Below are 23,625 nucleotides of genomic sequence, written 5' to 3'. Positions count from 1 at the left end.
AGTGTGGCTTGTCCGAGCTAACCGTGGATGTGGCGGCATACACGCGGTCCCTGGTGGGATATGCCTACCGTGCCGAGGACTACTACGAGGTCGGGCGGGAGAAGATTCGCGAGTACGCCCGTGCGGTGCAGGATCACGGCCCGGTGCACTGGCGGGAGGCGGCCGCCGCGGAGTACGGCTACGGCGCGGTGGTCGCGCCGCCCACGTTCCTGTCGATTCCCGCGATGCTGGCCAATCGCCGGCTGTTCGAACGCGTCATCACCGGCTACGACGTGTACGTGCAGACCGATCAGGTTTTCGAGTTCCATCGGCCGGTGGTCTCCGGTGATCGTCTGGTGAGCGACGTCGAGGTCGCCGCGGTGCGCACCATCGCCGGAAAGGATCTGATCACCGTCACCAACACCTTCACCGATCAGTTCGACGAGGTCGTCCACGTGATGCACACGACCGCGGTCGGTGTCGTCGGCGACGATATCGACGCGGGTGTCGGCGGTGCGATCGAACGCGTGATCATGCAGGGTGTCGGGGCGCCGTCGGCGGCGCAGGGGCTTTCCGAGGCGGAAGTGCTGGAAGCCGCCGTCGCGCCCCGCCGCGACCACCGCTTCTCCGAGGTATCGCGAAAGCGCGTACTGCACAATGTCATTCGCTTCGAAGAGGTCGCGGTGGGCGACGAGCTCCCGCCGCGCACCGCGCGGGTCACACGCGGTGATCTGGTGAACTACGCGGGTGTCTCGGGTGACGCCAACCCCATCCACTGGCACGACGGCGTCGCCGCGCTCGCGGGCCTGCCCGACGTCATCGCGCACGGCATGCTCACGATGGGGCTCGGCGCGGGCTTCGTCACCGGATGGCTGGGCGACCCCGGAGCGCTGACCCGATACGCGGTGCGGCTGTCGAACTACACGATCGTGGACGACCGGTCCGCGGGCGTCGTCGAATTCACCGGCCGGATCAAATCCCTCGATCCGCAGGCCCGCACCGCCGTCGTGGTGGTCGTCGCGAAGTCGGCGGGCCGCAAGATATTCGGTCTGGCCACCGCCGAGGTCCGCTTGGCGTGAGCCGGGGTTCGTCCGGGTCGATGCATGCGGTCCACCCGGTGTGATCCTCGGCGGTGCAATGTCCGAACTGCTGCCTTTCGGCGGTAAAATCGGACACGCGGTGCGCCGCTGAGTCGTCGCATCCAGCCGCAGCGGCGATATCGACCTAGGATCGTGGAGTTATGACCAATCCGTTGGGTAGTCCGAATCGCAATCGGCCCGGCTTGCCGACGCCGCCGTCGGGGTGGCCGGTCGCCTCCTATCCGACCTACGCCGAGGCGCAGCGGGCGGTCGACTATCTGGCCGACAACCAGTTCCCGGTGGAGAACATGACCATCGTGGGTGTCGATCTGATGCAGGTCGAACGAGTGCTGGGCCGGCTTACTTGGGGCAAAGTCATTGGCGGCGGCATGGTTTCGGGCGCCTGGCTGGGCCTGTTCCTGGGGTTGCTGCTGAGCCTGTTCACCACGGGCGGCGTGATCGGGCCGCTGGTGGTCGGCCTGGTCGGCGGCATCATCTTCGGGCTCATCTCGGCGGTGATCCCGTACGCCGCCACCCGCGGCACCCGCGACTTCGCCTCCACCATGCAGCTGGTCGCCGGCCGCTACGACGTGCTGTGCGACCCGAAGGTGGCCGAGCAGGCGCGGGATATGCTGGCGCGCCTGGCGCTGTAGGGCTCTGGCACGCTCTAGGGCTATGGAACTCGATCAGGTGCGGTCCGCGGTACTGACGCATTTCGGCATCCCCCGGACGGGGTCGGGATTCGACGATACCCGCTTCGACTCCGCGTCGGTGACCTTCCTCGGCCTGGAGCCGATCGACATCCTGCGCATCCCCGACGGCGAGTTCGTGCACTACGTCACCCTCGGCGGCTCCCGGCATCCGATGACCGATTCCGCGGCGGCGCTGGCCGACCCCGTGCGCGGCCCGCGCGCCGAACTGGTGCTGACGCTGCGCGGCGGAGCCGGTGCCCAGGCGGGCCTGCCGCGCGGACTCGGCGTGCTGATCGCCGCGCCCGCGGTGGAAGGCGTTGTGCTGCAACCGGATGCGCTGCTCGACCTCGGAGAACCGTTGTGGCACAACGCTCCCTTCACCGCGGTCCTGCTGGGCGAGGCCGATATCGCCGAGGTGGCGCTGCCGGAACCCGCCGATCCGGTGCGATTCCTGTCGGTCGCGCCGATCACCGCCACCGAGGCGGCGTGGGTGCGGGTGCGTGGGGCCGCGGCGCTCCGGGACGCGTGGGCCGAAGCGGGGATCGACATCCGGGATCCGCACCGGGCCGCCGCGAATCTGTAAGACCGTGCGGGCACCCGGCAGCGAAACGTCCAGCCTCACAACCACTTGTTGCGCCGCAGCGCGACGAACAGCGCACCGCAGATGACCAGGATCACGATCCACACCATCCCGTATCCGTAGGTCCACGACAGCTCCGGCATATGGGTGAAGTTCATGCCGTAGATGCCGGCGATCATGGTCGGCACCGCGGCCATCGCGGCCCAGGCCGAGATCTTGCGCATATCGGTGTTCTGCTGCACGCTGACCTTCGCCAGCGCCGCGTTGATCAGCGCGCTGAGCGCCTCGTCGAAATCGCTGATCCGCTCGGCGACCGCGGTGTGGTGGTCGGCGACGTCACGCAGATAGCGGCGGATCTCCTTCGGCATCGGCAGTTCCGAACTGCGGCTGAGCACCTGCAGCGGCAGCGCCAGCGGGTTGACCGCCCGCCGCAACTCGACCACCTCGCGCTTGAGCTGATAGATGGCCTCGATGGTGAGCCGGCTGCGCGGGGTGAAGACCTCTTCCTCCATGCCCTCGACATCGTCTTCGACCGACTGCGTCACCAGGAGATACGTATCCACCACATGGTCGGCCACGGCGTGCAGGACCGCGCCCGGTCCCAGTGCCAGGCGTTCGGGATGCTTCTCCATCTCCTCGCGCACCACCTTCAGCGCGGTGTGCTCGCCATGGCGGACGGTGACCACGAAATCCGCGCCGATGAAGATCATGATCTCGCCGGTCTGCACGATCTCGCTGACCGAGTTGGGGTCGTGTTCGAGGTATTTCACAGTGCGCAACACCAGGAACAGGGTGTCGTCGTAGCGTTCCAGTTTGGGGCGCTGATGGGCGTGGACGGCGTCTTCGACCGCGAGTTCGTGCAGGCCGAAGATCTCGCCCACCTCGGCCATCTGGTCGGCGTCGGGAGCGTGCATGCCCACCCAGACGAAGCCGTCGCCGCGCTCGCGCACCTGAGCCAGCGCGGCCGCCGGGGTCACATGTCCGGACTGGCGGCGGCCGTCGACATAGACGCCGCAGTCGACGATCGCGCGGGCGGTGGGAACCGGAATCCGGGGCAGCTGCGGCCCGCGCCGCGACCTCCCGGAGCCACGGAACGGGGGAAACGGCGGTATCGAGGGCACGCCCCGGATGCTAGTTGGGCAAGATGGAACGCGTGCGTATCGACCTCCACACCCATTCGACCGCATCCGACGGCACCGACACTCCCGGCGATCTGATGCGCGCGGCCGCGGCGGCGGGGCTGGATGTGGTGGCGATCACCGATCACGACACCACCTCCGGATGGGACGAGGCGGTCACCGCGCTGCCCGCGGGGCTGCGGTTGGTGCGCGGGATGGAGATGTCCTGCGTCGGTATGGGGGAGGACGGCTGGCCGGTGCCGGTGCATCTGCTGGCCTACCTGTTCGATCCGGCCGATGCCGCCTTCGCCGCCGAACGCGAGCGGTTGCGCACCGAACGCGTCTCGCGAGTGCGCGCGATGGCCGATCTCATGGTGGCCGATGGCCTGCCGATCGACCCGGACGCGGTACTCGCCGCGGCGGGCCCGGCAGCGGGACGCCCACATCTGGCGCGAGCGCTGGTCGAGGTCGGTGTGGTCCCGACGGTCGGCGCGGCCTTCGACGATCTGCTCGCGCCGCGCGGCCGCTATTACGTCGAGAAGGCCGACACGCCGCTGCGGCAGGCGGTGGAGATGGCGGCCGCGGCCGGTGGGGTGACCGTGGTCGCGCACGCGCGCGCCCGCACCCGGGGGCGGCTGCTGGCGCTCGACGACATCCGCGATCTGGCCGAGCGCGGGCTGGGCGGACTCGAGATCGATCACCCCGACCACAATCCCGCCGACCGGGCGGTGCTGCGCGAGCTGGCACGCGAACTGGACCTCATCGGTACCGGATCCTCGGATTACCACGGCGCCGACAAACCCGTGGGACTGGGCGAATGCCTCACGGACGCAGAGCAATTCGAGCGTCTGGCCGAGAAGGCGAGCGGCGTCGCGGTGGTCGCCTCGTGAGGGTCGTGCGGGCGCTCAGCGGAACGGTGGCCGCCGGATTGGTGGTGCTGGCGGCGGTCGTCGTCGGCGCGGCGGTCCTGGGGGTGCGGCGCGGATTTCCCGGACCGGGGGCGAGCAGTGTCGGCTGGCATATCGGAATGGCGGCGCTGGCGCTCGGCGCGCAAATTTTTTCCGACCGGCGTCGGGGAATTCCGGCGTTTTTCGGATCTCTGGTCGTCTTTGTGGCGGCGGGTTACCTATTGGTTACGCAATGGTGGAATTGATCTCCGCGTAACAGTTGCGGCCGGATGAATTGTGGCCGAATATTTTCCTTTGTGAGCGTGCGTAGCCGGTCCACTATTCGCGCGGTATCCGAGTTCGCGGCGGAGACGTCCGCCGATGTGCTGGTGGTGGGTGGCGGCCCGGCGGGTGCCTGGGCGGCGTTGACGGCGGCGACGGCCGGAGCGCGCGTGATCCTGGTCGACAAGGGTCGTTGCGGTGAATGCGGTCCGACGTCGAAAGGCGTTGTCGCGCTGTGGGATATCCCGCCCGGGCCGGAGCGGGAGCGGGCGCTGGCGCACAGTCTCTCGCGCGGTGGTGACCTCGGTGACCCCGAGTGGATGGACCGGGTGCTCGGCGAGACCCATCACCGCATCGCCCACTTGCTGCGCTGGGGATACCGGCAGGCCGGAGACGGGCCGTCGACGCGCGTCCACCTCGAGGGCCGGCGGTATCTGGCGGCGCTGCGGCGCACGCTGTTCCGATTGGGTGTCCAGGTCGTCGATCATCACCCGGCGCTGTATCTGCTGGTCGACGCCGACGGCGTGGTGTGCGGGGCCGGTGGGCTCGCCGGTGACGACCGATACCGCGGCTGGACCATCCGCGCGGGTGCGGTGGTGCTCGCGACGGGTGGGTGCGCGTTTCTGGCCGGTGGCGCGGGAACCGATGTCGATACCGGTGAGGGCCTGCTGATGGCGGCGGAGGCGGGCACCGAATTGTCGGGCATGGAGTTCTCCGGCGCCTACGGTCTCGCGACGATGAGCGATCTGCGTGAGCCCCGGTTCGCCTCGCTGTACGACGAATCGGGGGCTCGCATCGACGGTGACGACTTCACCGTCCGGTCCGCGGCCCTCACCGCGCTGGCGGAGGGGAGGGCGGTCTACGCCGAGATTCCGCCGGAGTCCGCCGTACGGTACGGCCCCGCGTCGGCGGCGCCATCGGGAACCACGGCGGTGCCCGCGAGCGCCGGTGCCGACGCGTCGCCGTCGGCCGGCCGGGTGCGACTGCGTCCGGTCCTGCAGGGCACCGTGCGTGGTTCCGGTGGCATCAAGCTGACCGGATTCGATTGCGCCACAACGGTTCCCGGACTGTATGCCGCGGGGGACGTGGCATCCCGGGAACCGATCACCGGTGCGGTCGGCGGGTTCGACGGGCACGGCGGCGGGTGGGCGATCTCGTCCGGAATGTGGGCCGGATCGGGCGCGGCGCGGTTCGCTCGCCACCGGGGCCGCGTCGGCGACGCGCGGCCGGTTCCGGGGGCCGGGCTGAATTCCCATCCCGGCGACGATCCGCGCGCGGATATCGATCCCCGTGCGGTGATCGGGCTGGTGCAGGAACATACGTTGCCGCTGCGGCGCAGCTATTGGCGCAGTGCGGGCAGCCTGCGCGACAGCATCGCCGAACTCGACGCGATGTGGCCGGTCACCGAATACGGGCTCGGCGGCGCCGGCGCCGACCAGGTGCGGGCCCGGCAGGCCGCGGCCTTGCTGGCGGTGGCCCGCTGGACGAAGTACAGCGCGTTGGCGCGCACCGAGACCCGGGGCCTGCATCGGCGCACCGATCATCCCGGCCCGGCCCGCAACTGGCGGCGCCGCCTGCTGACCGGCGGCGTGAACGAGATCTGGGTGCGCCCGGCGTAGCGGACAGGCCCGGAGGTGACAGCCTGCGTCAACCCTGAGCTCACATCGGCGTTCCGGGTGGCGGTGGGACTGTTCACCGCTGCTTCCCAGCAGGGGCGAGTTTCCCCTTACGCGCAGGTAATTCGGGGGCCCTACCCTCGGAAGATGGCAGTAGACACCCGCGCTAGGGCCGGCCCCGCATCGAGAGGATCGCGGCCCGGTCGAGGAGCGATTTTGCAACTCCCTGTCGGTACTGGCAGAATGTTGCGGATTCCCGGCCGACGCCACCGCCCGGTCCGGGACGGTTGGTGACCTTCGGTTCGTGACGCACGGCTCCGATCCGCGGATCACCCCGCAGCCTTGCCCGGACCACCCGTCCGGTTCTCGCTCGACGGATCGTGCGCGGCCAGATCGCAAAGAAGCAAGCCCGCAAAGGCGCGAACGCGCGTATGCCGTACCAGCCGGTACCCCCACGGCATGCCGCGATGTAATCACCGAACGGTTTTGCGCGGCCACGTGAACGCGCGGTCGGCGCACATCGTTCGAATTTCGAAGACCTTTTATACGAAAAACCCGGCGGTAACCGTGAGCCGGTTCAGCCCGGACCGAGCAGGAGTGAAATCGTGTCATCTGTGACTGACGCACCGAATGCCACTACAGCGAGCCGTGAAACCGATACGACCGATCTGTCCGCTATCACGCACGAGGAAATTTTCGCCGGCCATCTCGGTGGCAAGCTTTCGGTGGAATTGTCCGCACCGCTGGAGACCCAGCGTGATCTGTCCATCGCGTACACGCCGGGCGTCGCGCAGGTGAGTCGCGCCATCCACCAGGACGAGGCGCTGGCCAAGCGCTACACGTGGACCGACCGTCTGGTGGTCGTGGTCAGCGACGGCACCGCGGTCCTCGGCCTGGGTGACATCGGTCCGCGGGCGTCGCTGCCGGTCATGGAGGGCAAGGCCGCGCTGTTCAAGAAGTTCGCCGGGCTGGACTCGATTCCGATCGTGCTCGACACCAAGGATGTCGACGAGATCGTGGAAACCCTGGTGCGCCTGCGTCCGAGCTTCGGTGCGGTGAACCTGGAGGACATCTCCGCCCCGCGCTGCTTCGAGATCGAGAAGCGCGTCGTCGAGGCGCTGGACTGCCCGGTCATGCACGACGACCAGCACGGCACCGCCATCGTGGTGCTGGCGGCGCTCAACGGCGCGGCCAAGGTGCAGGGGCGCGATATCGCCGACCTGAAGGTGGTCGTCTCCGGTGCCGGTGCCGCGGGTGTGGCCTGCTCGAACATCCTGCTGGCCGCCGGCGTGTCGGATGTGGTGGTGCTCGACTCGAAGGGCATCGTCAGCCGGGAGCGCGCGGACCTCAACGAGGTGAAGGCCGATCTGGCCGCCCGCACCAACCCGCGTGGCGTCACCGGCGGTGCGGCCGAGGCGCTGGCCGGTGCGGATGTGTTCCTGGGCCTGTCGGCCGGGACCATCGCCGAGGAACTGATCGCCTCGATGGCGCCGGAGTCCATCGTGTTCGCCATGTCGAACCCGGATCCGGAGATCCACCCGGAGGTCGCGCGCCGCTACGCCGCCATCGTGGCGACCGGCCGCAGCGACTTCCCGAACCAGATCAACAACGTGCTCGCCTTCCCGGGCGTGTTCAAGGGTGCGCTGGATGCCGGTGCGCGCCGGATCACCGAGGGCATGAAGGTGGCCGCCGCCAACGCCATCTTCGGTGTGGTGGCCGACGAACTCTCGGTCGACAAGATCATCCCGAGCCCGCTCGATCCCCGGGTCGCTCCGGCGGTCGCCGAGGCCGTGGCCGCGGCCGCGCGCGCGGAAGGCGTTGCGTAACACCAGGTTCGATCACAGCGAGGGCGCCCCGGGAACTCCCGGGGCGCCCTCGCCGTATTCGGACGCCGACGCGCGGCCGCTACTTCTTGTGGCAGGCCTTGCGGTAGTCGATCATCGGCTGCCGCACCCCGCGGAAGTCCTTCAGCTCCTGCTGGTGGCCCTGGCGATAGGCCTGCATCTCGGCCTTGCGCTGATCCTTCGGCATACCCTTCACCTTGGCCAGTTCGGCGGCCAGATCCGGGTGGCCCGCCAGGAATGCGGCGACCTGCGGGGCGGTCTGGGCCTGGACCTGGGCGCGTGCCTGCGGGCTGCACTGCGGGGCGTCGGCCGAGGCGACGCCGGGCACGGCGATGGCGAGGGCGGCGATTCCGGCGGTGCCGGCCAGCAGGGCGGCGACAGTGCGCTTCATACCGGTAACTCCATTCATACGGGAACGTGTCGGGTCCGAATCTGCGCGCCGAATCTGAAAGGACCCTGAAAACGCCGAGTGGGCCGGACGGATCTTCAGCCGAACTTCAGAAAGGCGGGCGGCCTTCGGCGCTCACCGCGCGGCCGGTGTGACCATCGGCCGTCGGCGGGGCCGGCGGAAGCGTCAGTACGAATACCGCGCCGGCGGTTCCGGGCGGCGGCTCGACGCAGCGGAGGTCACCCCCGTGGGCCCGGGCGATCCCGCGCGCGATCGCCAGGCCCATACCCGCGCCGTCGCGGCGCCGGTCGCGGGCGGCGTCGAGGCGGACCAGGCGGTCGAAGATGTGCTCGCGTTCCGCGGCGGGCACGCCCGGACCCGTATCGGCGACACGGATTTCGGCCATGGGGGGCAGGATGTCCGACCGGCCGCCGGGCGCACCGGGCTCGACGACGGTGACACTCACCGTTCCGTCCTGTCCCATGGCTTGGCAGGCGTTGGCCAGGAGGTTGATCAGGATCTGGCCGATGCGTTCGGGGTCGGCGACCGCCGGCACCGAGGGGCCGGTGAGCCGGAAAGCTGTCCCGGGATGCAGGACTCGCATCCGGTCCAGCTGGGTGCGGGCCAGTTCGTGCAGGTCGACCGGCTGCGGTTGCAGGGTGAGCCCGGCGTCGATGCGCGCCATGTCCAGTAGATCCTCCACGAGGCGGCCGGCCCGCTGCGCCTCGCGCACCAGCAGCAGGTACATGCGCTCACGCTCTTCGGTGTCGATATCGGCGGGTTGATGCAGCACCGCTTCGGCCATGGCCTTGATCCCCGCGATCGGGGTGCGCAGTTCGTGCGCGGCATCCCCGACGAAGGCGCGCATCTGCTGTTCCGAGGCCCGGGCCCGGGCCTCCGCGCCCTCCAGGGCGTCCAGCATTTCGTCGAATGCGCTCGCCGTGCGGCCCAATTCGGTATCCGTACGGGCGGGGGAGAGGCGGCGTCCACGGCGGCCGCGGGCGATGTCGCGGGCCAGCCGGGTCATCGAATCCAAGGGTGCCAGCGCTCGGCGCAGTCCCCACCACAGCGCCGCGATGATCACGACGAGGGCGGTCGCGGTCACCCCGATCAGGACCAGGCCCAGGCGCGACCGCAGCTTGGTCAGCAGCGGGGTGTCGACCTGCAGGGTGAGCCGGGCGCGGTCCACGGTGCCGCCACCGCCCAGGGTGATGGTTCTGGTCCGGATACCGCTGTCGCCGGCGTGCCGGGGCGAGAGACTGCCGTAGGCGGTGCCGTCGGCCAGGACCAGCCGCGCCCGGACCGAGCGATTGTCCACGCGGGCGATCAATTCCGCGGGCGGAGTGTTCTGCTGCGCGAGTTGCCGGGCCAGCTGCGCCCGATCGGTGAGCACGGTGTTCTCGCTGCGCGCCGCCACGATGCCGAACAGACTGTGCACCGCCAGCGCCACCACGACCAGTGCGAGCCCGGAAACCGTTGCCGCCGTGAGGGTTACCCGGCGGCGCAGCGATATCGTCGGCAACGTGTGCGGTCCGGATTCGCCCGCGTCGCCCGCGTCGTCCGGGAGATCGGGCGGTGGGGGCGCGCGGTGGCCGGGGGTGCCGCTCATCGCGGATTCGCCCGTAACGCGTAGCCCATACCGCGCACCGTGTGCAGCAGTCGCGGTCCGTGTTCCTCCAGTTTGCGGCGCACCGCGCTGACGTAGACCTCCACGAGGTTCGGGTCGTAGTCCTCGTAACCCCAGACCGCGGTGAGGATTTGGGTTTTGGTGACGACTCGGTCGCGGTGCGCGGCGAGGTAGGCGAGGAGTTTGAATTCGGTGGCGGTGAGGCTGATCGGTTCGCGGCCACGCAGCACCACGCCGGAATCGGTTTCCAGCACCAGATCGTCGATGGCGATGCGACTGTGCATGCGCCCCATCCGCCGCAGCAGCGCCTCGATCCGTGCCACCAGTTCGGCGAGGTCGAAGGGTTTCACCACGTAGTCGTCGGAACCGGATCGCAGTCCGCGCACCCGGTCCTCCACACCGTCGCGCGCGGTCAGCATCACCACTCCGGCGCTGCTGCGGGCGCGCACCACCTCGAGCAGGCCGAAACCGTCGCGGCCCGGCAGCATCACGTCGAGCACGACGACATCGGGACGGAATCGCTCCAGGTCGGGCTCGAGCCGGTCGCCGTGTTCGCGTGCCAGAACCTCGTGCCCGGCGGCGTGCACGGCCGCAGCGACCGCCGTGCGAATGGCGTCGGCGTCTTCGATCAGGAGAATGCGTCCCGGCTGCACCCGCACATTATTCGTCGCCCCGGCTGAGACCCGGCTGAATACTGCTCGAGAGTCCGGTTCGCGGGCCGGCAGGGGTGCGGGGCGTCGGCACGGACGCGGCCCACCTACGATTCCTGTGCCGGGGCGCCCCGGCCGCCGGATGTGGTTGTCGCTGACTATCGGGAGTGGGTGTCGCCGGATGGGATTGGCCGGATCGGTGCGAGTGACGGCCCGGGTTCTGGTCGCCGTCACCGCCGCCACGCTGGCGGTGGCATGTGCCAACGAGGACGGTGGAGCGACGATCACCGTCGGCGCCGGCGATTCGGCGCAGTCGGAGGTGCTCGCCGAAATCTACGCGCAGGCGCTCGCGCGCGCCGGCACGCCGACGACGGTGAAGAAGCATCTCGGACAGCGTGCGGACTATCTGGCGGCCCTGGACGCGGGCACGATCACTCTGGTCGGCGATACCAGCGGCGATCTCCTGACGACCTTCGACTCCTCGTCCTCGGCGACCGCGCCGGACCGGGCGACGGCCGAGAGCGTCGCGGCACACCATGCCCCCGGCCCGGCGGTCGACATGACGGCGGGGTCGCCGGTCACGCTCGAGGCGCGCTATGTCGGCTCGGTCGCCGACGACTTGAGCCGGGCCGTTCCGGAGGGACTGGCGGTGTCGGATCTCGCCGACGCCACGGACCTGCGCCCGCAACTCGCGCTCGGCGCCGCCGCGGCCGCGCGCTATCCGGCGAATGCCGCCGATCTGGCACCGCATTGCGGTGAGCTGACCGTCGGCATCGCCGGCGGACGCGAACTCGACCCGCTGCGGCCGCCGCCGGACCCGCAGCGCGACGTCGTGACGCCGCTGCGCACGGTCTACGGCTGCGATATCACCCGTCACGTCGAATTTCCCGGCGATGCCGAACTACGAAAGGCATTGCGCGACGGAACCGTCGACGCGGGCGTGTTCACCTCGGCCGTCGCACTGCTGCCGGGTGGCCCCGGCGATTCGGCCGCCCGCACGGATCCGGCCGTCGTCACGGATCCGGCATATGCCTTCCGCGCGCAGAACGTCGTCCCGCTGCTGCGTCAGGGCGCCTTGGACCAGCGGCAGATCAAGAAACTCAACTACGTCGCCGGCGAGCTCACCACGGCCGAATTCGCGACCATGATCCGCCGCGTGCGTGACGAACACGCCTCGGCGGCCGACCTCGCCCGCACCTGGCTCGACGAACACGCCCTCTGAGCACCCCGCTCGTCCGCCGTTCCCGCTCATCGTTCATGATCAGGTTCGACACGGAGTCGGGCGTACAGTGCGAATAGATCACCTGAGCGGAGTTCCGCATGGTCCTGGTCATTGCGTTGGGAGTGCTGGCCGCATTCCTGTTCGCCGCGGCCGGTTATCTGCAACAGCGCGCGGCACGCACCGTGGTCGCCGAACAACCCCGGGCGGCCCGGGTCTTCGGTATGACCACACTGATGCACCGTCTGCTGCGCAGTGGCACGTGGCTGCGCGGCTGGATCACGAATCTCGCGGGTTTCCTCACTCAGGCGGCAGCGCTGCATCTGGGTTCGGTGGCGGCCGTGCAGCCGCTGATGTCGACGCAGTTGTTGTTCGCGGTTCCGCTCGAGGCGTTCGGCCGCCGTCGTCGCCCGCGCGGGCGCGACATCTGGTTCGCGCTGTTGGTCTGCGCCGGGCTGGGAGTGCTGTTCGGCGTCGGCGGCGTGGCGCCGCTCGAGGGCGACCCGGATCGCGGCCGCGTACTGCTGGCCACCTTCTCCGCCGCGGCGCTGGTGGCGTTGCTCGCCCTGATCAGCATCCGCTGCCCGATCTGGGTGGCGGCGAATCTCGTCGCGGTGGCCGCCGGCGTCTGTTTCGCGATGAGCGCGGTCTTCATGAAGCTGACCACCGAGGATCTGATCTATCGCGGCATTCCCGCCACCGCCGGCGACTGGCCCGGCTATCTGCTCGCCGTTTCCACCCTCAGCGGGCTGGTATTGGAGCAGACCGCCTTCGCCGCCGGGCCGCTGCCATGGGCGATCGCAGCCATGAGCGTGACGAATCCGATCGTCAGTTACGTGGTCGGCGTGCTGGCCTTCAAGGTCGCGCTACCGCACACCGCCGGGGCGCTGGCCGGGGTCGCGGTCGCCGGAGCGCTGATCGCCGCCGGTATCGGCGGACTCGCCCATTCGCCGCTGGCCCGCGCCTTCTACGCCGGTAACAAGGAGATAACCGACGAATCGCCCAGCTTGATGTCGTAAAAGCTTGCGACACATGTGTTATGACGGTTGTGTGGGCAATCCGTCGCGTCCGGTGCTGTGGCGGGACTGTGTGGTCGGGCTCGCGGTATTCGGGCTGTACCTGGCGGTCGACGCGCTGCACACCCCGGCCCGCCGCGAACTGGCCGATCGCAATGCCCATCGCATCTTCGATCTCGAGCAGTGGCTCGCCATCGACTTCGAGCGTCCACTCAACCGCTGGCTGGAGTCGCGCGTGCTGCTCGCGACCCTGGCCAACTACGAATACGCGTTCACCTACATCGTCAGTGCCTTCGCGCTGCTGTTCTGGATGTATTTTCGCCGCCGCGCCGACTACGCCCGCGCCCGCGACTCCTTCCTGCTGCTGAACATCCTGTCCATCGCGTGTTTCGCGCTCTTTCCGGTCACCCCGCCGCGGCTGCTGCCCGAGCTGGGCTTCACCGACACCGTCGTCGACGGCCACACCTGGGGGTCCTGGGGTTCGTCGCTGGTGTCGGGGGCGAATCAACTCGCGGCGGTGCCCTCGCTGCACGTCGGCTGGGCACTGTGGGTGAGCGTGGTGCTGGCCCGCGTCTCCGGCGGCTGGGTGGTGCAGGTGCTCAGCGCCTTCCACGTCGGGCTGACCACCTATGTCATCGTCGCGACCGCGAACCACTTCGTCCTCGACGCGGTGATCGCGGTGGCCTTCGTCGCTGTGAGTATCCAGCTGGTCGATCGCTGGTACGCGCGGCCGCCCGTGGTGCCTCCTGCCGACGCGTTCTTCCTGCACATCGAGAAGTCCGGCATTCCGCAGCAGGTGGGCGGCATGGTCGTGTTCCGGCCGCGGGCCGACGGCGGGCCCGGCCTCGACGTGGTGCGGGAACTGGTCCAGGGCGAGCTGGCCCATCTGCCGCGGTTCCAGCAGCGTCTGGACCAGCCGGGGCGGTGGCGCAGGGCACGCTGGGTGGACAGTCCGGTCGACTGGGACTGGCATGTCACCGAGCGCACGGTTCCGGGCACCGATCCGGCTACCGTCGCCGACCCGAGTGGTCGAGAGGCCGGCCCCGGGACGGCTTTCGGTGCGGCGACGGCCGAAGCGACCATGACGCCGAGCGCGGTGGCGCGGCGAGTGGACGGAATCGGCCGGGTGGTGACGGATCTGGCCGCCGAGGTGCTGCCCAAGGATCGGCCGTTGTGGCGCCTCGTCCTGGTGCGCGACCCGGAGGCCGGCGCGATCGGCGTGGTCCTGCTGCTGCACCATGTGGTCGCCGACGGCATCGGCACCGTGGTGCAGGCGCTGCGCCTGCTGCGACCGACCATCGATCTGCCGGTGGCCGAGCGCAAACCGCCGAGCTGGGGCACCCTCGTCGCCGGTACCGCGGCCGGTCTGGCGCAGTTGGCCGCCGACGCGCAGCCGAAGGGAATACTGCCCGACGACTGTCTGCGACGGGTGTTCACCGTCTGCTCGCTGGACCTGGAAACCGTTCGGGCCGTGGCTCGTTCGCACCGTGCCCGGGTGACCGACGTGCTGCTGAGCGTCACCGTCACCGCGCTGCACCGGCTGCGCCCCGACCTGGACGAGCGATTGCGCGGGCAGATCCGGGTGGCGGTGCCGTTGATGGTGCGCGACCCCACGTCGGGAGCGGAGGGCAATTCAACCGCCGCCGTGATGATCGATATCCCGCTGACGGCGGCGACCCCGGCGCAGCGACTGGCCGAGATCCGCTCCCGCAGCGACCGGCTGCATTCCGGAACCCGGGCGCTCGCCTCGCATTTCGTGATGGATCGGGTGCTCCGGCTGTTTCCCGAACCGGCGGTGGGGGCCTTCGCGCGGTCGGTGTACGGCGGGCGGTTCTTCCACGCGATCGTCTCCAATATGGCCGGCCCCGATATGGCGATGACTTTCGCGAATATGCCGATCACCCAGGTATTTCCGATTCTGCCGTCGGCGCCTGGAGTGCCGCTGGTCGCCGGGGTGCTGAGCTGGAACGGCGAATTGGGGATCGGGCTTTCGGTGGATCCGGCGATCCTCGATGCCCGGGCGGTCGCCGCCGAGTTGCCCGACGTACTGGCCGAACTCGCCGATACCGCATTCGTGGCCGATAAGCGTCCGTAGCCCCGGTCCGGCGAGTAGTCTTCGAGCGAGTTGATCACCGAGCCTACCGTCACCGAGGGAGGCCGCATTATGTTCGATCATGGGATCGCGGCGAAAATGCTTGCGGCATGCGCACTTACCGCGCTGGTGACCGTGGCGGCCGCCTGCGGCAGCGATGATTCCGGCAGCAAATCCGCCGAATCGTCCAGTAGCGGGACCCCGACGGTGACCCAGGCGGTCAGCCGGAACTTCGAGCGCTTCTTCGACGGATCCACCCCCGCCGACCAGAAGATCGCCCTCCTCGAGAACGGGCCCGCATTCGCCGCCGCGATCAAGGCACAGGCCGATTCGCCGATGGCCAAATCCGCCTCGGCCAAGGTCACCAATGTCGCGAGCACCAGCACCGACCACGCCGACGTGACCTTCGACGTGCTGTTCAACGGCACCCCGGCCCTGTCCGGGCAGCAGGGCGGCGCGGTGCAGGTCGAGGGCACCTGGAAGGTGACGGCCGCGACCTTCTGCGCGTTGCTCACCCTGGAGGGCGCGGCCCCGCCGGTCTGCGGAACGGCCTCGGGCGCCCCGAGTCCGGGTGCGACGCCGGCCCCCGGCGCGACACCCGCGAACCCCACCATCCTTCCCGCGCCGACCAGCTGAGATCGCGATGACGTCGTCGGACCCGTCGGACCGCCGCGGCGCCGGATCGGGCCGCCCGCCGCACCGCGCCGCATCGGCCGCCTCGGCTGCCGGGGCGGGCTCCGAATCCGCTGTGCCCGGTACCGGCCCCGCCGCGAGTGCACGGGCCGAGCCCGCGGCGGCGAGCGGTGCGGCTTCGATGGATTCCGTTGCGGCGCAGCCTGTGTCGCCCGGTGCCGAGCGTCCCTATGTGGCGCTCGCGGTGGTCACCGCCGTCCTGTTCGTCACCTTCCTCGACACCACGATCGTCAGCGTCGCCCTGGGCGCCGTCCAGTCCGACCTGCATGCCGGTGTGGTGTCGCTGCAGTGGGTGGTGAACGCCTACACGCTGGTGTTCGCGAGTCTGATGCTCACCGCGGGCACTCTCGGCGACCGGTGGGGCCGCAAACGCGTCATGGTCGGCGGGCTGGTGGTGTTCGCCCTCGGCTCGGTATTGTCCGCGGTGGCCGGCAGTGTCTCGATCCTGATCGCCGGGCGCGCGGTGATGGGTGTCGGTGCGGCGGCCTCCGAACCGGGCACGCTGTCGGTGATCCGGCACATCTTCCCCGATCGCGGCGCCCGCGCGAAGGCGCTGGGCGCGTGGGCGGCGGTCTCCGGGTTGGCGCTGGCGCTGGGGCCGGTGATCGGCGGCCTGCTGGTCGGGGCGTTCGGCTGGCGCTCGATCTTCTGGTTCAACCTGATCGTCGGCGTGGTGGTGCTGGCAGCGGCGCTGAAATTCGTCCCGGAAAGCGCCGATCCGCAGCCCGGCCCGGTCGACTGGGCCGGATTCTTCCTGGGCGCGACCTTTCTCGGCTGCGTGATCTACGCGGCCATCTCCGGTGAGCAGGTGGGGTATTCGGCCGCCTCGGTGATCACGCTGTTCGTGATCGGAGCGATCGCCTTCGTCGCCTTCCTGGTGGTCGAGTCGCGCGCGGCCAATCCGATGTTCGACTTCCGCTACCTGGAGCGACCGCTGGTGCGCAGTGCGCTGGTGGTCGCGTTCGCGGTGTACTTCGGGATCTTCTCGATCTTCTTCTTTACCGCGCTGTATCTGCAGGAAGTGGTCGACTATTCGGGGTGGCGAACCGCCGCGGTGTTCGGCCCGATGGCCGTGGCCATCATCGTCGGCTCGCTGATCTCCGGATTCTGGGTGGCACTGCGCGGCTCCCGCACGCCGATGATCGCCGGCTGTGTGCTCGGCGCCGCAGGTATTCTGCTCACTCGCCAGTTCCTCGGCGTCACAGTCGAATTCACGCCCCTGGCGCTGGCCCTGATGCTGGCGGGACTCGGTTTCGGGATCGCGGTGGTGCCGCTGACCTCCGCCGTTCTGTCCGGTGTTCCGGCCGAACACTCCGGTATGGCCGCCGCGGCCACGAACACCATGCGTCAGGTCGGCGCGGTGGTGGGGGTGGCCGCGCTGGGGTCGCTGGTCAACTCATTCCTGAACTCCGATCTGCGAGATCGGTTGCAGCAGATCGGCGTTCCGGCGAATTTCCAGGCCATCGTCATCGACGCCATCGAGACCGGCAACGTTCCGGCCGGCGGTGACGCGGCGGCCTCGGCCGCCTACGGGCCGATCGTGAACCGGGTCATCCATGCCACCTACGAGGCCTTCCACCGCGGACTCGAGGTGGCGCTGCTGGTGTCGGCGATCATGATCCTGGTCGCCGCCGTGGTCACCGCGCTCTGGTTACCGCGGCGCGGCGATCGCGCCGGATACCTGCACGAAAACTGAGACCACGCGGGCAGCACGCGGCCGGGATCACGCGGGCAGCACGCTGCCGTCGGCCGAACCGGCCAGCCATTCGGTGAGCACGGGATGCATGGCGAGCGCGGGTAGTGCGCCGACCAGGGTGTCGATCAACTCGGTACGGCCGATCTGCTCCTCCCGCAACCAGATCAGCGTCGTCTCCTCGACGAACGCGATCCAGCCGCGGAAGACCAGGCGCAGTCGCGGCAGTTCGGGATCGTCTGCCGCCAGCGGGGTTTCGGTGAGGATGCGGTCCACCATGGCATCGCGGGTGGCATCGGCGAGGGCTACCAGTTCGGGGCTGCCGCTGGCGGGTCCGCGCAGCAGGCCCTGATAGGAGATCCGGTTCTCGCTGACGTAGTCGATGTAGCGTTCGACCGCGTCGCGCAGCATGCTGAACAGATCGAGGCTGCGGTCGGGCATGGTGCGAGCGAGTAGTTCCTCGTTGGCGCGGCGCACGATGGCGCGCTGAAAATCCTGTTTCGAGGCGAAGTAGTGGAAGAGCAGGCCGCGCGAGATTCCCGCCTGCCGTGCGATCTCCCCGATGGAAATGTCCTCCAGCGTGCGGTCGCGCAGCATTTTCACGCCCAGGGACACCAGCTGTTCGCGGCGTTCGTCCGGGCTCAGCCGCACCCGTTTGGTGCCGGGACCGTTGTCACTCACGGTTGCCATCCTACTGAACGGTAGTCAATACTGTTGACTCCTGCTCAATAGGATCGTAGGGTTTGATACATGAGTCGTAGGGTTACAGACAACGGCCGTAGCGACGCGCTCGAAGGCGGTAGCTTGCGTGACCACGGAGAGCGCCGCGAAGGCCGTGATGGGCGGAGCCGCAGTGCAGCGGGGGCGCGTCATGTGCATACGTTGATCGTCGGCAGTGGATTCTCGGGCCTGGGCCTGGCCATCCGTTTGAGCCGGCAGGGTCGTGACGACTACCTGGTGCTCGAGCGCGGCAACGACGTCGGCGGTACCTGGCGCGACAACACCTACCCCGGCGCGGCCTGCGATGTGCCGTCGCAGCTGTACTCCTACTCGTTCGCGCTCAATCCGAACTGGTCGCGCTCGTTCTCCAAGCAGCCGGAGATCCAGTCCTACATCCAGGGCGTGGCCGACCGTCACGGCGTGCGGGACAAGCACATCTTCGACTGCGAGATGACCGGCGCCCGGTGGAACGAGGAGCAAGCCCGCTGGGAGGTGCAGACCAGCAAGGGCGCGTTCACCGCCGATATCCTGGTCTCCGCCGTCGGCGCGCTGTGCGAGCCGAATCTTCCGGATATCAAGGGCATCAACGACTTCCGGGGCCGCATCTTCCACTCCGCACGCTGGGATCACGACGCGGATCTGACCGGCAAGCGGGTCGCGGTGATCGGCACCGGCGCCTCCGCCATCCAGATCGTGCCGTCGATCGCGCCGAAGGTGGCCCATCTCGACGTCTACCAGCGCACCGCGCCGTGGCTGCTGCCGCGGATCGACCGCCCGTACACCCTGCCCGAGCGCCTGGCCTTCAAATATGTTCCGGGCGTGCAGAAGTTGTCGCGCGCGGCCATCTACGCCGCCCGTGAAACGCAGGTCGTCGGCCTGGCGAAATTCCCGCCGGCTATGCTCGCGCTGGAGGGCCTGGCCCGGCTGAAGCTGCGGCTCGAGGTGCCGGACGCGCAGCTGCGGGAGAAGGTCACGCCGAACTTCCGCATCGGCTGCAAGCGCATGCTGATCTCCAACGAGTACTACCCGGCGCTCGGGCGCGACAACGTCGACGTGGTCACCGACGGCATCCGCGAGATCCGCGCGAATTCCATCGTCACCGCCGACGGCACCGAGCGCGAGATCGACGCGCTCATCGTGGCGACCGGATTCCACGTCACCGATTCGCCGGTGTACGAGACGATCTCCGGTCGCGACGGCCGCACGCTCACCGAACTGTTCGACGAGATCGGGCAGCAGGGCTACAAGGGTGCGGCGATCCACAACTTCCCGAACATGTTCTTCCTGCTCGGCCCGAACGTCGGCCTCGGCCACACCTCGATGGTGTACATGATCGAATCGCAGATCAACTACATCGCCGACGCGATCGCCACCTTCGACCAGCGCGGCCTGCGTACGGTCGAGGTGAGGAAAGACGCGCAGGACAGCTACAACCGCGATCTGCAGGACCGCATGTCCAACAGCGTCTGGCTCAACGGTGGTTGTGCCAGCTGGTATCTGGACAAGCACGGCAACAACACCACGCTGTGGCCCGATTTCACGTTCCGCTTCCGCAAGCTGACCGAGAAATTCGACGTCGCGGCGTACGACACGACCCGATCGACCGACGGGGCCGCGGGTCCCGATCTGAAAGTGGTAGCAGCACAGTGAGCAATGACGCTTATTTCACGGGCAAGGTATGTGTGATCACGGGCGCCGGCTCGGGTATCGGCCGCGCGCTGGCCGAGAATCTGGCCCGCCGGGGCGCGAAACTCGCCCTCTCCGACATCGATACCGAGGGTCTGGCCGAAACCGTCCGCCGCGTCGAGGCGCTGGGCGCGCAGGTGAAGTCCGATCGGCTCAACGTGGCCGAGCGTGAAGCGGTGCTGCTCTACGCCGACGAGGTGAAAAAGCACTTCGGCGTGGTGCACCAGATCTACAACAACGCCGGTATCGCCTTCCACGGCGAGGTGATCGACTCCCAGTTCAAAGACATCGAGCGCATCATGGATGTCGATTTCTGGGGCGTCGTCAACGGCACCAAGGCGTTCCTGCCGGCCCTCATCGAATCCGGTGACGGGCACGTGATCAACGTGTCCAGTCTGTTCGGCCTGATCGCGGTGCCGGGTCAGAGTGCGTACAACGCGGCCAAATTCGCGGTCCGCGGCTTCACCGAATCGCTGCGCCAGGAGATGATGGCGCGCAAGCATCCGATCAAGGTGACCTGCGTCCATCCCGGCGGTATCAAGACCGCCGTGGCGCGCAACGCCACCTACGCCGAGGGGATCGACGCCCAGAAGTTCTCCTCGTTCTTCGACAAGCAGCTCGCCCTGCACACCCCGGAGATGGCCGCGCAGACCATCACCGAGGCCGTGCGCAAGGGCCACGGCCGCGTGCTGATCGGCTGGGAGGCGAAAGCGCTCGATCTGTTCGTGCGCACCACCGCGTCCTACTATCAGCGCATCGCGAACGTCGTCAACAGCCGGTTCCTGCCCTGATCCGCCGCGGGAACCGACTGTGATGCCTGGTCTTTCGAAACCCTTGTCCCTGCCGCTGCCCGTCGCGCGGGCCGTCCTCGGGCCGATGTTCCGGTTCGCGATGCACAGCCGGCTGCCGTGGGAGGCCCAGCGCTACCTGCTCGACGCCGGTTCGGTGTTGCAGAGGCTGCCCGCCGGCACCCGGGTGCATCGGATGCGGCTGGGCGGCCGTCCCGCCGAGCGGGTGACCGCCGGACCGGCCGACGGCCCGGCTGCGGTGCTGTATCTGCACGGTGGTGGGTACACCATCGGGTCGTCGGCGACCCATCGGTCGCTGGCGGCGCATCTGGCGCGCGAAATCGGTTGTCCGGTCTATGTTCCGGACTATCGGCTGGCGCCGGAACATCCGTATCCGGCCGCGCTCGACGATGCCGAGGCGGCCTTCCTGGAGCTGGTGTCCACCGGACTCGCGCCGCAGCAGATCGCGGTCGCGGGCGATTCCGCCGGCGGCGGACTGTCGCTCGCGCTGGCGTTGCGGTTGCGCGACCGGCACGGAATGCGGCCCGCCGCACTGGGTTTGATCGCCCCGTGGGCCGATCCGAACGAGCTGCCGGCGCGCGAGCGGGATCTGGTGGTCAACAAGGCGTGGTCGCGGTTGTGCGCCGCCGCCTATCTGGGCGACGGCGATCCGCTGGATCCGGGCTACGCGCCACTGCTGGGGTCCCTGGGTGGGCTGCCCGCGACCTACGTCCAGGTCGACGAGGGCGAGTTGCTGCATTCGCAGTGCGTGCGCCTGGCGGCGGCGCTGCGGGCCGCGGAGGTGCCGATGCAGTTCTCGGTGACGCGCGGGCTCTGGCACGTCTCGCAGTTGCAGGCGTCGCTGGTGGCGCCGGCCGCGCTCGCCGCGCGCGAACTGGCGGGATTCCTCGGTCAATCGCTGCAACCAGCGCAAACCGGATCCATAGGATAGGAGCCGTAGGACAGGTTCCGCCCGGCCGCACCCACGTCGAAAATCCTCGACCGGGCGGCCGGGCGGAACCTGCCGTTGCGGCTGGCGTAAATTACTGGCGAGTAGACCACGTGGAAGGGCACCGATGCGAGAGTTCGAAGTCCCGGCTACCTACACCATCCCCGAAGACGCCAATATGTCCGATGGCGCCTTCCGGCACGCCGAGCGCACGCCCGGCCTGGTGGTGTTCAACAGGCCGGACGGCAAGGGCGGTTGGACAGATGTCACCGCGGCGGAGTTCGCGAAGCACGTCACCGCGGTGGCCAAGGGACTGATCGCCTCGGGCATCGAACTCGGCGACCGGGTCGCCATCCTGGCCTCCACCCGGTACGAGTGGGTCGTGCTGGACTTCGCCATCTGGGCGGCCGGCGGCTGCACCGTCGCGATCTTCGACAGCTCCTCCGCCGAACAGGCGCGCTGGATCCTCTCGGATTCGGGCACGAAGCTGATCGTGGTCGAGAACGCCCGGCACCGGGCCACCATCGCCGAGATCGAGGACGGTCTGCCCGAATTGGGCGAGCCGCTGGTGATCGACGACGGCGCGATCGACACCCTGGTCGCCCGCGGCAAGGATCTCGGCGACGAGGTCGTGCACGAGCGCCGCAAGCAGGTCGAGGCCGCCTCGCCGGCGTCGCTGATCTACACCTCGGGCACCACCGGCCGGCCCAAGGGCGTCATGCTCTCGCATGCCAACCTCTACGCCGAATCGGCTGCCGACCGCGCCGCGATGCCGCAGTTCCTCAAGCCGGGCCACCGGTCGCTGCTGTTCCTGCCGCTGGCCCACGTCTTCGCCCGCGCGGTCGCGCTGGCGGCCTTCGACGCCGGTGTCACCGTCGCGCACACGGCCGACTGGTCAACGCTGGTCGAGCAGTTCGGCGAGTACAAGCCGGACTTCATCCTCTCGGTGCCGCGGGTGTTCGAGAAGGTGTTCAACGGCGCCAAGCAGAAGGCGCACGACGGCGGCAAGGGCAAGATCTTCGATCTCGCCGCCGACACCGCCGTGGAGTACAGCCAGGCACTGGACAACGGCGGCCCGGGGCTGGTGCTCAAGGTCAAGCACACCGTGTTCGACAAACTGGTCTACGGCAAGCTGCGCGAGGCCATGGGCGGGCGCTGCAAGTCCGCCGTCTCCGGCGGCGGCCCCCTCGGCGCGCGGCTGGGCCACTTCTTCCGCGGCATCGGCGTCACGATCTACGAGGGCTACGGCCTGACCGAGAGCACCGCCGCTGTTTCGGTGAACACCCCCGAACACCTGAAGGTCGGCTCGGTGGGCCGCCCGCTCGGCGGTCACGCCGCCAAGGTGGCCGACGACGGCGAGCTGCTGCTGCGCGGCCCGGTCGTCTTCGCCGGGTACTGGAACAACCCGACAGCGACCGAGGACGCCTTCGACGACGGCTGGTTCAAGACCGGCGATCTCGGTGCGATCGACGAACAGGGTTTCATCACGATCACCGGCCGCAAGAAGGAAATCATCGTCACCGCCGGCGGTAAGAACGTCTCCCCGGCGATGCTCGAGGATTCCCTGCGCTCGCATCCGCTGATCAGTCAGGTGATGGTGGTGGGCGACGGCAAGCCGTTCGTCGGCGCGCTGATCACCCTCGACCCGGAGGCGCTGCCCGGCTGGAAGACCCGCAACAACGTGCCCGAGGACACCCCGATCGAGAAGCTGATCGAGCTGCCCGAACTGAACGCCGAGATCGACAAGGCGGTCAAGGACACCAACAAGCTGGTCTCGCACGCGGAGGCGATCAAGAAGACCCGCATCCTGCCGGTCGACTGGACCGAGGAGAGCGGTGAGCTGACGCCGAAGATGTCGCTCAAGCGCAACGTGGTGATGAAGAACTACGCGGACGAGGTCGAGGCGATCTACGGCTGAGCCCGCCCGAACGCCGAACGGCCCGCCTTCTCGAAGGCGGGCCGTTCGGCGTTTCGACGTGCGACGATATGCGCGATATCCGGCGATGATTTTCTCCGGCTGCCGCCGT

At 68.9% G+C, this 23,625-nt stretch carries 21 protein-coding genes; 16 read left to right on the top strand and 5 right to left on the bottom strand.

Translation table 11 applies throughout. The annotated features are described in order from the left end of the window. Positions 1–8: 8 nt before the first annotated feature. From A5789_RS08830 to A5789_RS08820, 3 genes are all read left to right on the top strand, one after another. Entirely contained in the window at positions 9–1,058 is a 1,050-nt protein-coding gene (locus tag A5789_RS08830) for a fused (3R)-hydroxyacyl-ACP dehydratase subunits HadA/HadB (protein WP_082940566.1), read from the top strand. Positions 1,059–1,219: 161 nt separating this feature from the next. After that, complete coding sequence (locus A5789_RS08825; RefSeq protein ID WP_030514914.1) at positions 1,220–1,711, top strand: general stress protein; 492 nt, start codon at positions 1,220–1,222, stop codon at positions 1,709–1,711. A 22-nt stretch (positions 1,712–1,733) separates the two neighbouring features. After that, positions 1,734–2,333: a suppressor of fused domain protein gene (locus A5789_RS08820; protein ID WP_082856862.1), complete on the top strand. Its 600-nt coding sequence runs from the start codon at positions 1,734–1,736 to the stop codon at positions 2,331–2,333. Between the two features lie 35 nt (positions 2,334–2,368). On the opposite strand, the gene A5789_RS08815 is transcribed toward A5789_RS08820, so the two are convergent. Beyond that, positions 2,369–3,451: a magnesium and cobalt transport protein CorA gene (locus tag A5789_RS08815; RefSeq protein WP_063012334.1), complete on the bottom strand. Its 1,083-nt coding sequence runs from the start codon at positions 3,449–3,451 to the stop codon at positions 2,369–2,371. A 32-nt stretch (positions 3,452–3,483) separates the two neighbouring features. Here A5789_RS08815 and A5789_RS08810 point away from each other — a divergent pair, with 32 nt between their 5' ends. The 4 genes from A5789_RS08810 (at position 3,484) to A5789_RS08795 (ending at position 8,059) form a co-directional block, all read left to right on the top strand. Next, on the top strand, positions 3,484–4,338 hold the full coding sequence (locus A5789_RS08810) for a PHP domain-containing protein (protein ID WP_064902056.1): 855 nt from the start codon (positions 3,484–3,486) through the stop codon (positions 4,336–4,338). Further along, positions 4,335–4,601 (top strand): hypothetical protein, encoded by a 267-nt coding sequence (locus A5789_RS08805; protein ID WP_063012332.1) that lies wholly within the window; start codon positions 4,335–4,337, stop codon positions 4,599–4,601. Before A5789_RS08810 ends, A5789_RS08805 begins: the two co-directional genes overlap by 4 nt. Positions 4,602–4,652: 51 nt before the next feature. After that, positions 4,653–6,236 (top strand): FAD-binding protein, encoded by a 1,584-nt coding sequence (locus tag A5789_RS08800; protein ID WP_369817479.1) that lies wholly within the window; start codon positions 4,653–4,655, stop codon positions 6,234–6,236. A gap of 602 nt (positions 6,237–6,838) precedes the next feature. After that, positions 6,839–8,059 carry an NADP-dependent malic enzyme gene (locus A5789_RS08795; RefSeq protein WP_369817480.1) on the top strand — a complete coding sequence of 407 codons (1,221 nt, stop codon included), beginning with the start codon at positions 6,839–6,841 and terminating at the stop codon, positions 8,057–8,059. 79 nt (positions 8,060–8,138) lie between these two features. Here the strand turns inward: A5789_RS08795 and A5789_RS08790 are convergent, their stop codons facing one another. The 3 genes from A5789_RS08790 to A5789_RS08780 form a co-directional block, all read right to left on the bottom strand. Next, positions 8,139–8,468, bottom strand: a complete 330-nt coding sequence (locus tag A5789_RS08790; RefSeq protein WP_064902039.1) for a heme-binding protein — start codon at positions 8,466–8,468, stop codon at positions 8,139–8,141. Between the two features lie 106 nt (positions 8,469–8,574). Continuing rightward, positions 8,575–10,074 carry a HAMP domain-containing sensor histidine kinase gene (locus tag A5789_RS08785; RefSeq protein WP_082940563.1) on the bottom strand — a complete coding sequence of 500 codons (1,500 nt, stop codon included), beginning with the start codon at positions 10,072–10,074 and terminating at the stop codon, positions 8,575–8,577. Next, positions 10,071–10,745: a response regulator transcription factor gene (locus A5789_RS08780; protein ID WP_063026572.1), complete on the bottom strand. Its 675-nt coding sequence runs from the start codon at positions 10,743–10,745 to the stop codon at positions 10,071–10,073. Before A5789_RS08780 ends, A5789_RS08785 begins: the two co-directional genes overlap by 4 nt. 178 nt (positions 10,746–10,923) lie before the next feature. Between A5789_RS08780 and A5789_RS08775 the strand changes: the two genes are divergently transcribed. From A5789_RS08775 to A5789_RS08755, 5 genes are all read left to right on the top strand, one after another. Further along, on the top strand, positions 10,924–11,964 hold the full coding sequence (locus A5789_RS08775) for a glycine betaine ABC transporter substrate-binding protein (protein WP_064902040.1): 1,041 nt from the start codon (positions 10,924–10,926) through the stop codon (positions 11,962–11,964). A gap of 98 nt (positions 11,965–12,062) precedes the next feature. Then, complete coding sequence (locus tag A5789_RS08770; protein ID WP_063012324.1) at positions 12,063–12,980, top strand: DMT family transporter; 918 nt, start codon at positions 12,063–12,065, stop codon at positions 12,978–12,980. Positions 12,981–13,011: 31 nt separating this feature from the next. Then, a complete protein-coding gene (locus A5789_RS08765; RefSeq protein WP_064902041.1) occupies positions 13,012–15,072 on the top strand; it encodes a phosphatase PAP2 family protein in 2,061 nt (686 codons plus the stop codon). Positions 15,073–15,141: 69 nt separating this feature from the next. Further along, the gene (locus A5789_RS08760) at positions 15,142–15,705 is read left to right on the top strand and encodes a hypothetical protein (RefSeq protein WP_063012320.1); all 564 of its coding nucleotides are present in this window, start codon (positions 15,142–15,144) and stop codon (positions 15,703–15,705) included. Between the two features lie 7 nt (positions 15,706–15,712). After that, positions 15,713–17,458, top strand: a complete 1,746-nt coding sequence (locus tag A5789_RS08755) for an MFS transporter (protein WP_227462695.1) — start codon at positions 15,713–15,715, stop codon at positions 17,456–17,458. A gap of 27 nt (positions 17,459–17,485) precedes the next feature. Here A5789_RS08755 and A5789_RS08750 read toward each other — a convergent pair whose 3' ends face one another. Next, on the bottom strand, positions 17,486–18,145 hold the full coding sequence (locus A5789_RS08750; RefSeq protein ID WP_063019023.1) for a TetR/AcrR family transcriptional regulator: 660 nt from the start codon (positions 18,143–18,145) through the stop codon (positions 17,486–17,488). 60 nt (positions 18,146–18,205) lie between these two features. Between A5789_RS08750 and A5789_RS08745 the strand changes: the two genes are divergently transcribed. The 4 genes from A5789_RS08745 (at position 18,206) to A5789_RS08730 (ending at position 23,516) form a co-directional block, all read left to right on the top strand. Then, positions 18,206–19,825, top strand: a complete 1,620-nt coding sequence (locus A5789_RS08745; protein WP_082940561.1) for an NAD(P)/FAD-dependent oxidoreductase — start codon at positions 18,206–18,208, stop codon at positions 19,823–19,825. Next, on the top strand, positions 19,822–20,652 hold the full coding sequence (locus tag A5789_RS08740; protein WP_064902043.1) for an SDR family oxidoreductase: 831 nt from the start codon (positions 19,822–19,824) through the stop codon (positions 20,650–20,652). The genes A5789_RS08745 and A5789_RS08740 overlap by 4 nt, the downstream gene beginning before the upstream one ends. A 22-nt stretch (positions 20,653–20,674) precedes the next feature. Further along, the gene (locus A5789_RS08735; protein ID WP_064902044.1) at positions 20,675–21,601 is read left to right on the top strand and encodes an alpha/beta hydrolase; all 927 of its coding nucleotides are present in this window, start codon (positions 20,675–20,677) and stop codon (positions 21,599–21,601) included. A 124-nt stretch (positions 21,602–21,725) separates the two neighbouring features. Further along, entirely contained in the window at positions 21,726–23,516 is a 1,791-nt protein-coding gene (locus A5789_RS08730) for a long-chain fatty acid--CoA ligase (RefSeq protein ID WP_063019029.1), read from the top strand. The last annotated feature ends 109 nt before the right edge of the window (positions 23,517–23,625 follow it).

It is taken from the genome of Nocardia sp. 852002-51101_SCH5132738, assembly GCF_001665695.1.
Taxonomy (GTDB): domain Bacteria; phylum Actinomycetota; class Actinomycetes; order Mycobacteriales; family Mycobacteriaceae; genus Nocardia; species Nocardia nova.
Note: the sequence above shows the minus strand (reverse complement) of the source record. Positions and strands in the feature narration are given on the sequence as shown.

Excerpts from the sequence above, each read along its gene's own strand:
- A5789_RS08825 (WP_030514914.1), top strand. The coding sequence starts at position 1,220 with ATGACCAATCCGTTGGGTAGTCCGAATCGCAATCGGCCCGGCTTGCCG.
- A5789_RS08820 (WP_082856862.1), top strand. The coding sequence starts at position 1,734 with ATGGAACTCGATCAGGTGCGGTCCGCGGTACTGACGCATTTCGGCATC.
- A5789_RS08790 (WP_064902039.1), bottom strand. The coding sequence starts at position 8,468 with ATGAAGCGCACTGTCGCCGCCCTGCTGGCCGGCACCGCCGGAATCGCC.
- A5789_RS08785 (WP_082940563.1), bottom strand. The coding sequence starts at position 10,074 with ATGAGCGGCACCCCCGGCCACCGCGCGCCCCCACCGCCCGATCTCCCG.
- A5789_RS08775 (WP_064902040.1), top strand. The coding sequence starts at position 10,924 with ATGGGATTGGCCGGATCGGTGCGAGTGACGGCCCGGGTTCTGGTCGCC.
- A5789_RS08770 (WP_063012324.1), top strand. The coding sequence starts at position 12,063 with ATGGTCCTGGTCATTGCGTTGGGAGTGCTGGCCGCATTCCTGTTCGCC.
- A5789_RS08760 (WP_063012320.1), top strand. The coding sequence starts at position 15,142 with ATGTTCGATCATGGGATCGCGGCGAAAATGCTTGCGGCATGCGCACTT.
- A5789_RS08755 (WP_227462695.1), top strand. The coding sequence starts at position 15,713 with ATGACGTCGTCGGACCCGTCGGACCGCCGCGGCGCCGGATCGGGCCGC.
- A5789_RS08750 (WP_063019023.1), bottom strand. The coding sequence starts at position 18,145 with ATGGCAACCGTGAGTGACAACGGTCCCGGCACCAAACGGGTGCGGCTG.
- A5789_RS08745 (WP_082940561.1), top strand. The coding sequence starts at position 18,206 with ATGAGTCGTAGGGTTACAGACAACGGCCGTAGCGACGCGCTCGAAGGC.
- A5789_RS08735 (WP_064902044.1), top strand. The coding sequence starts at position 20,675 with ATGCCTGGTCTTTCGAAACCCTTGTCCCTGCCGCTGCCCGTCGCGCGG.
- A5789_RS08730 (WP_063019029.1), top strand. The coding sequence starts at position 21,726 with ATGCGAGAGTTCGAAGTCCCGGCTACCTACACCATCCCCGAAGACGCC.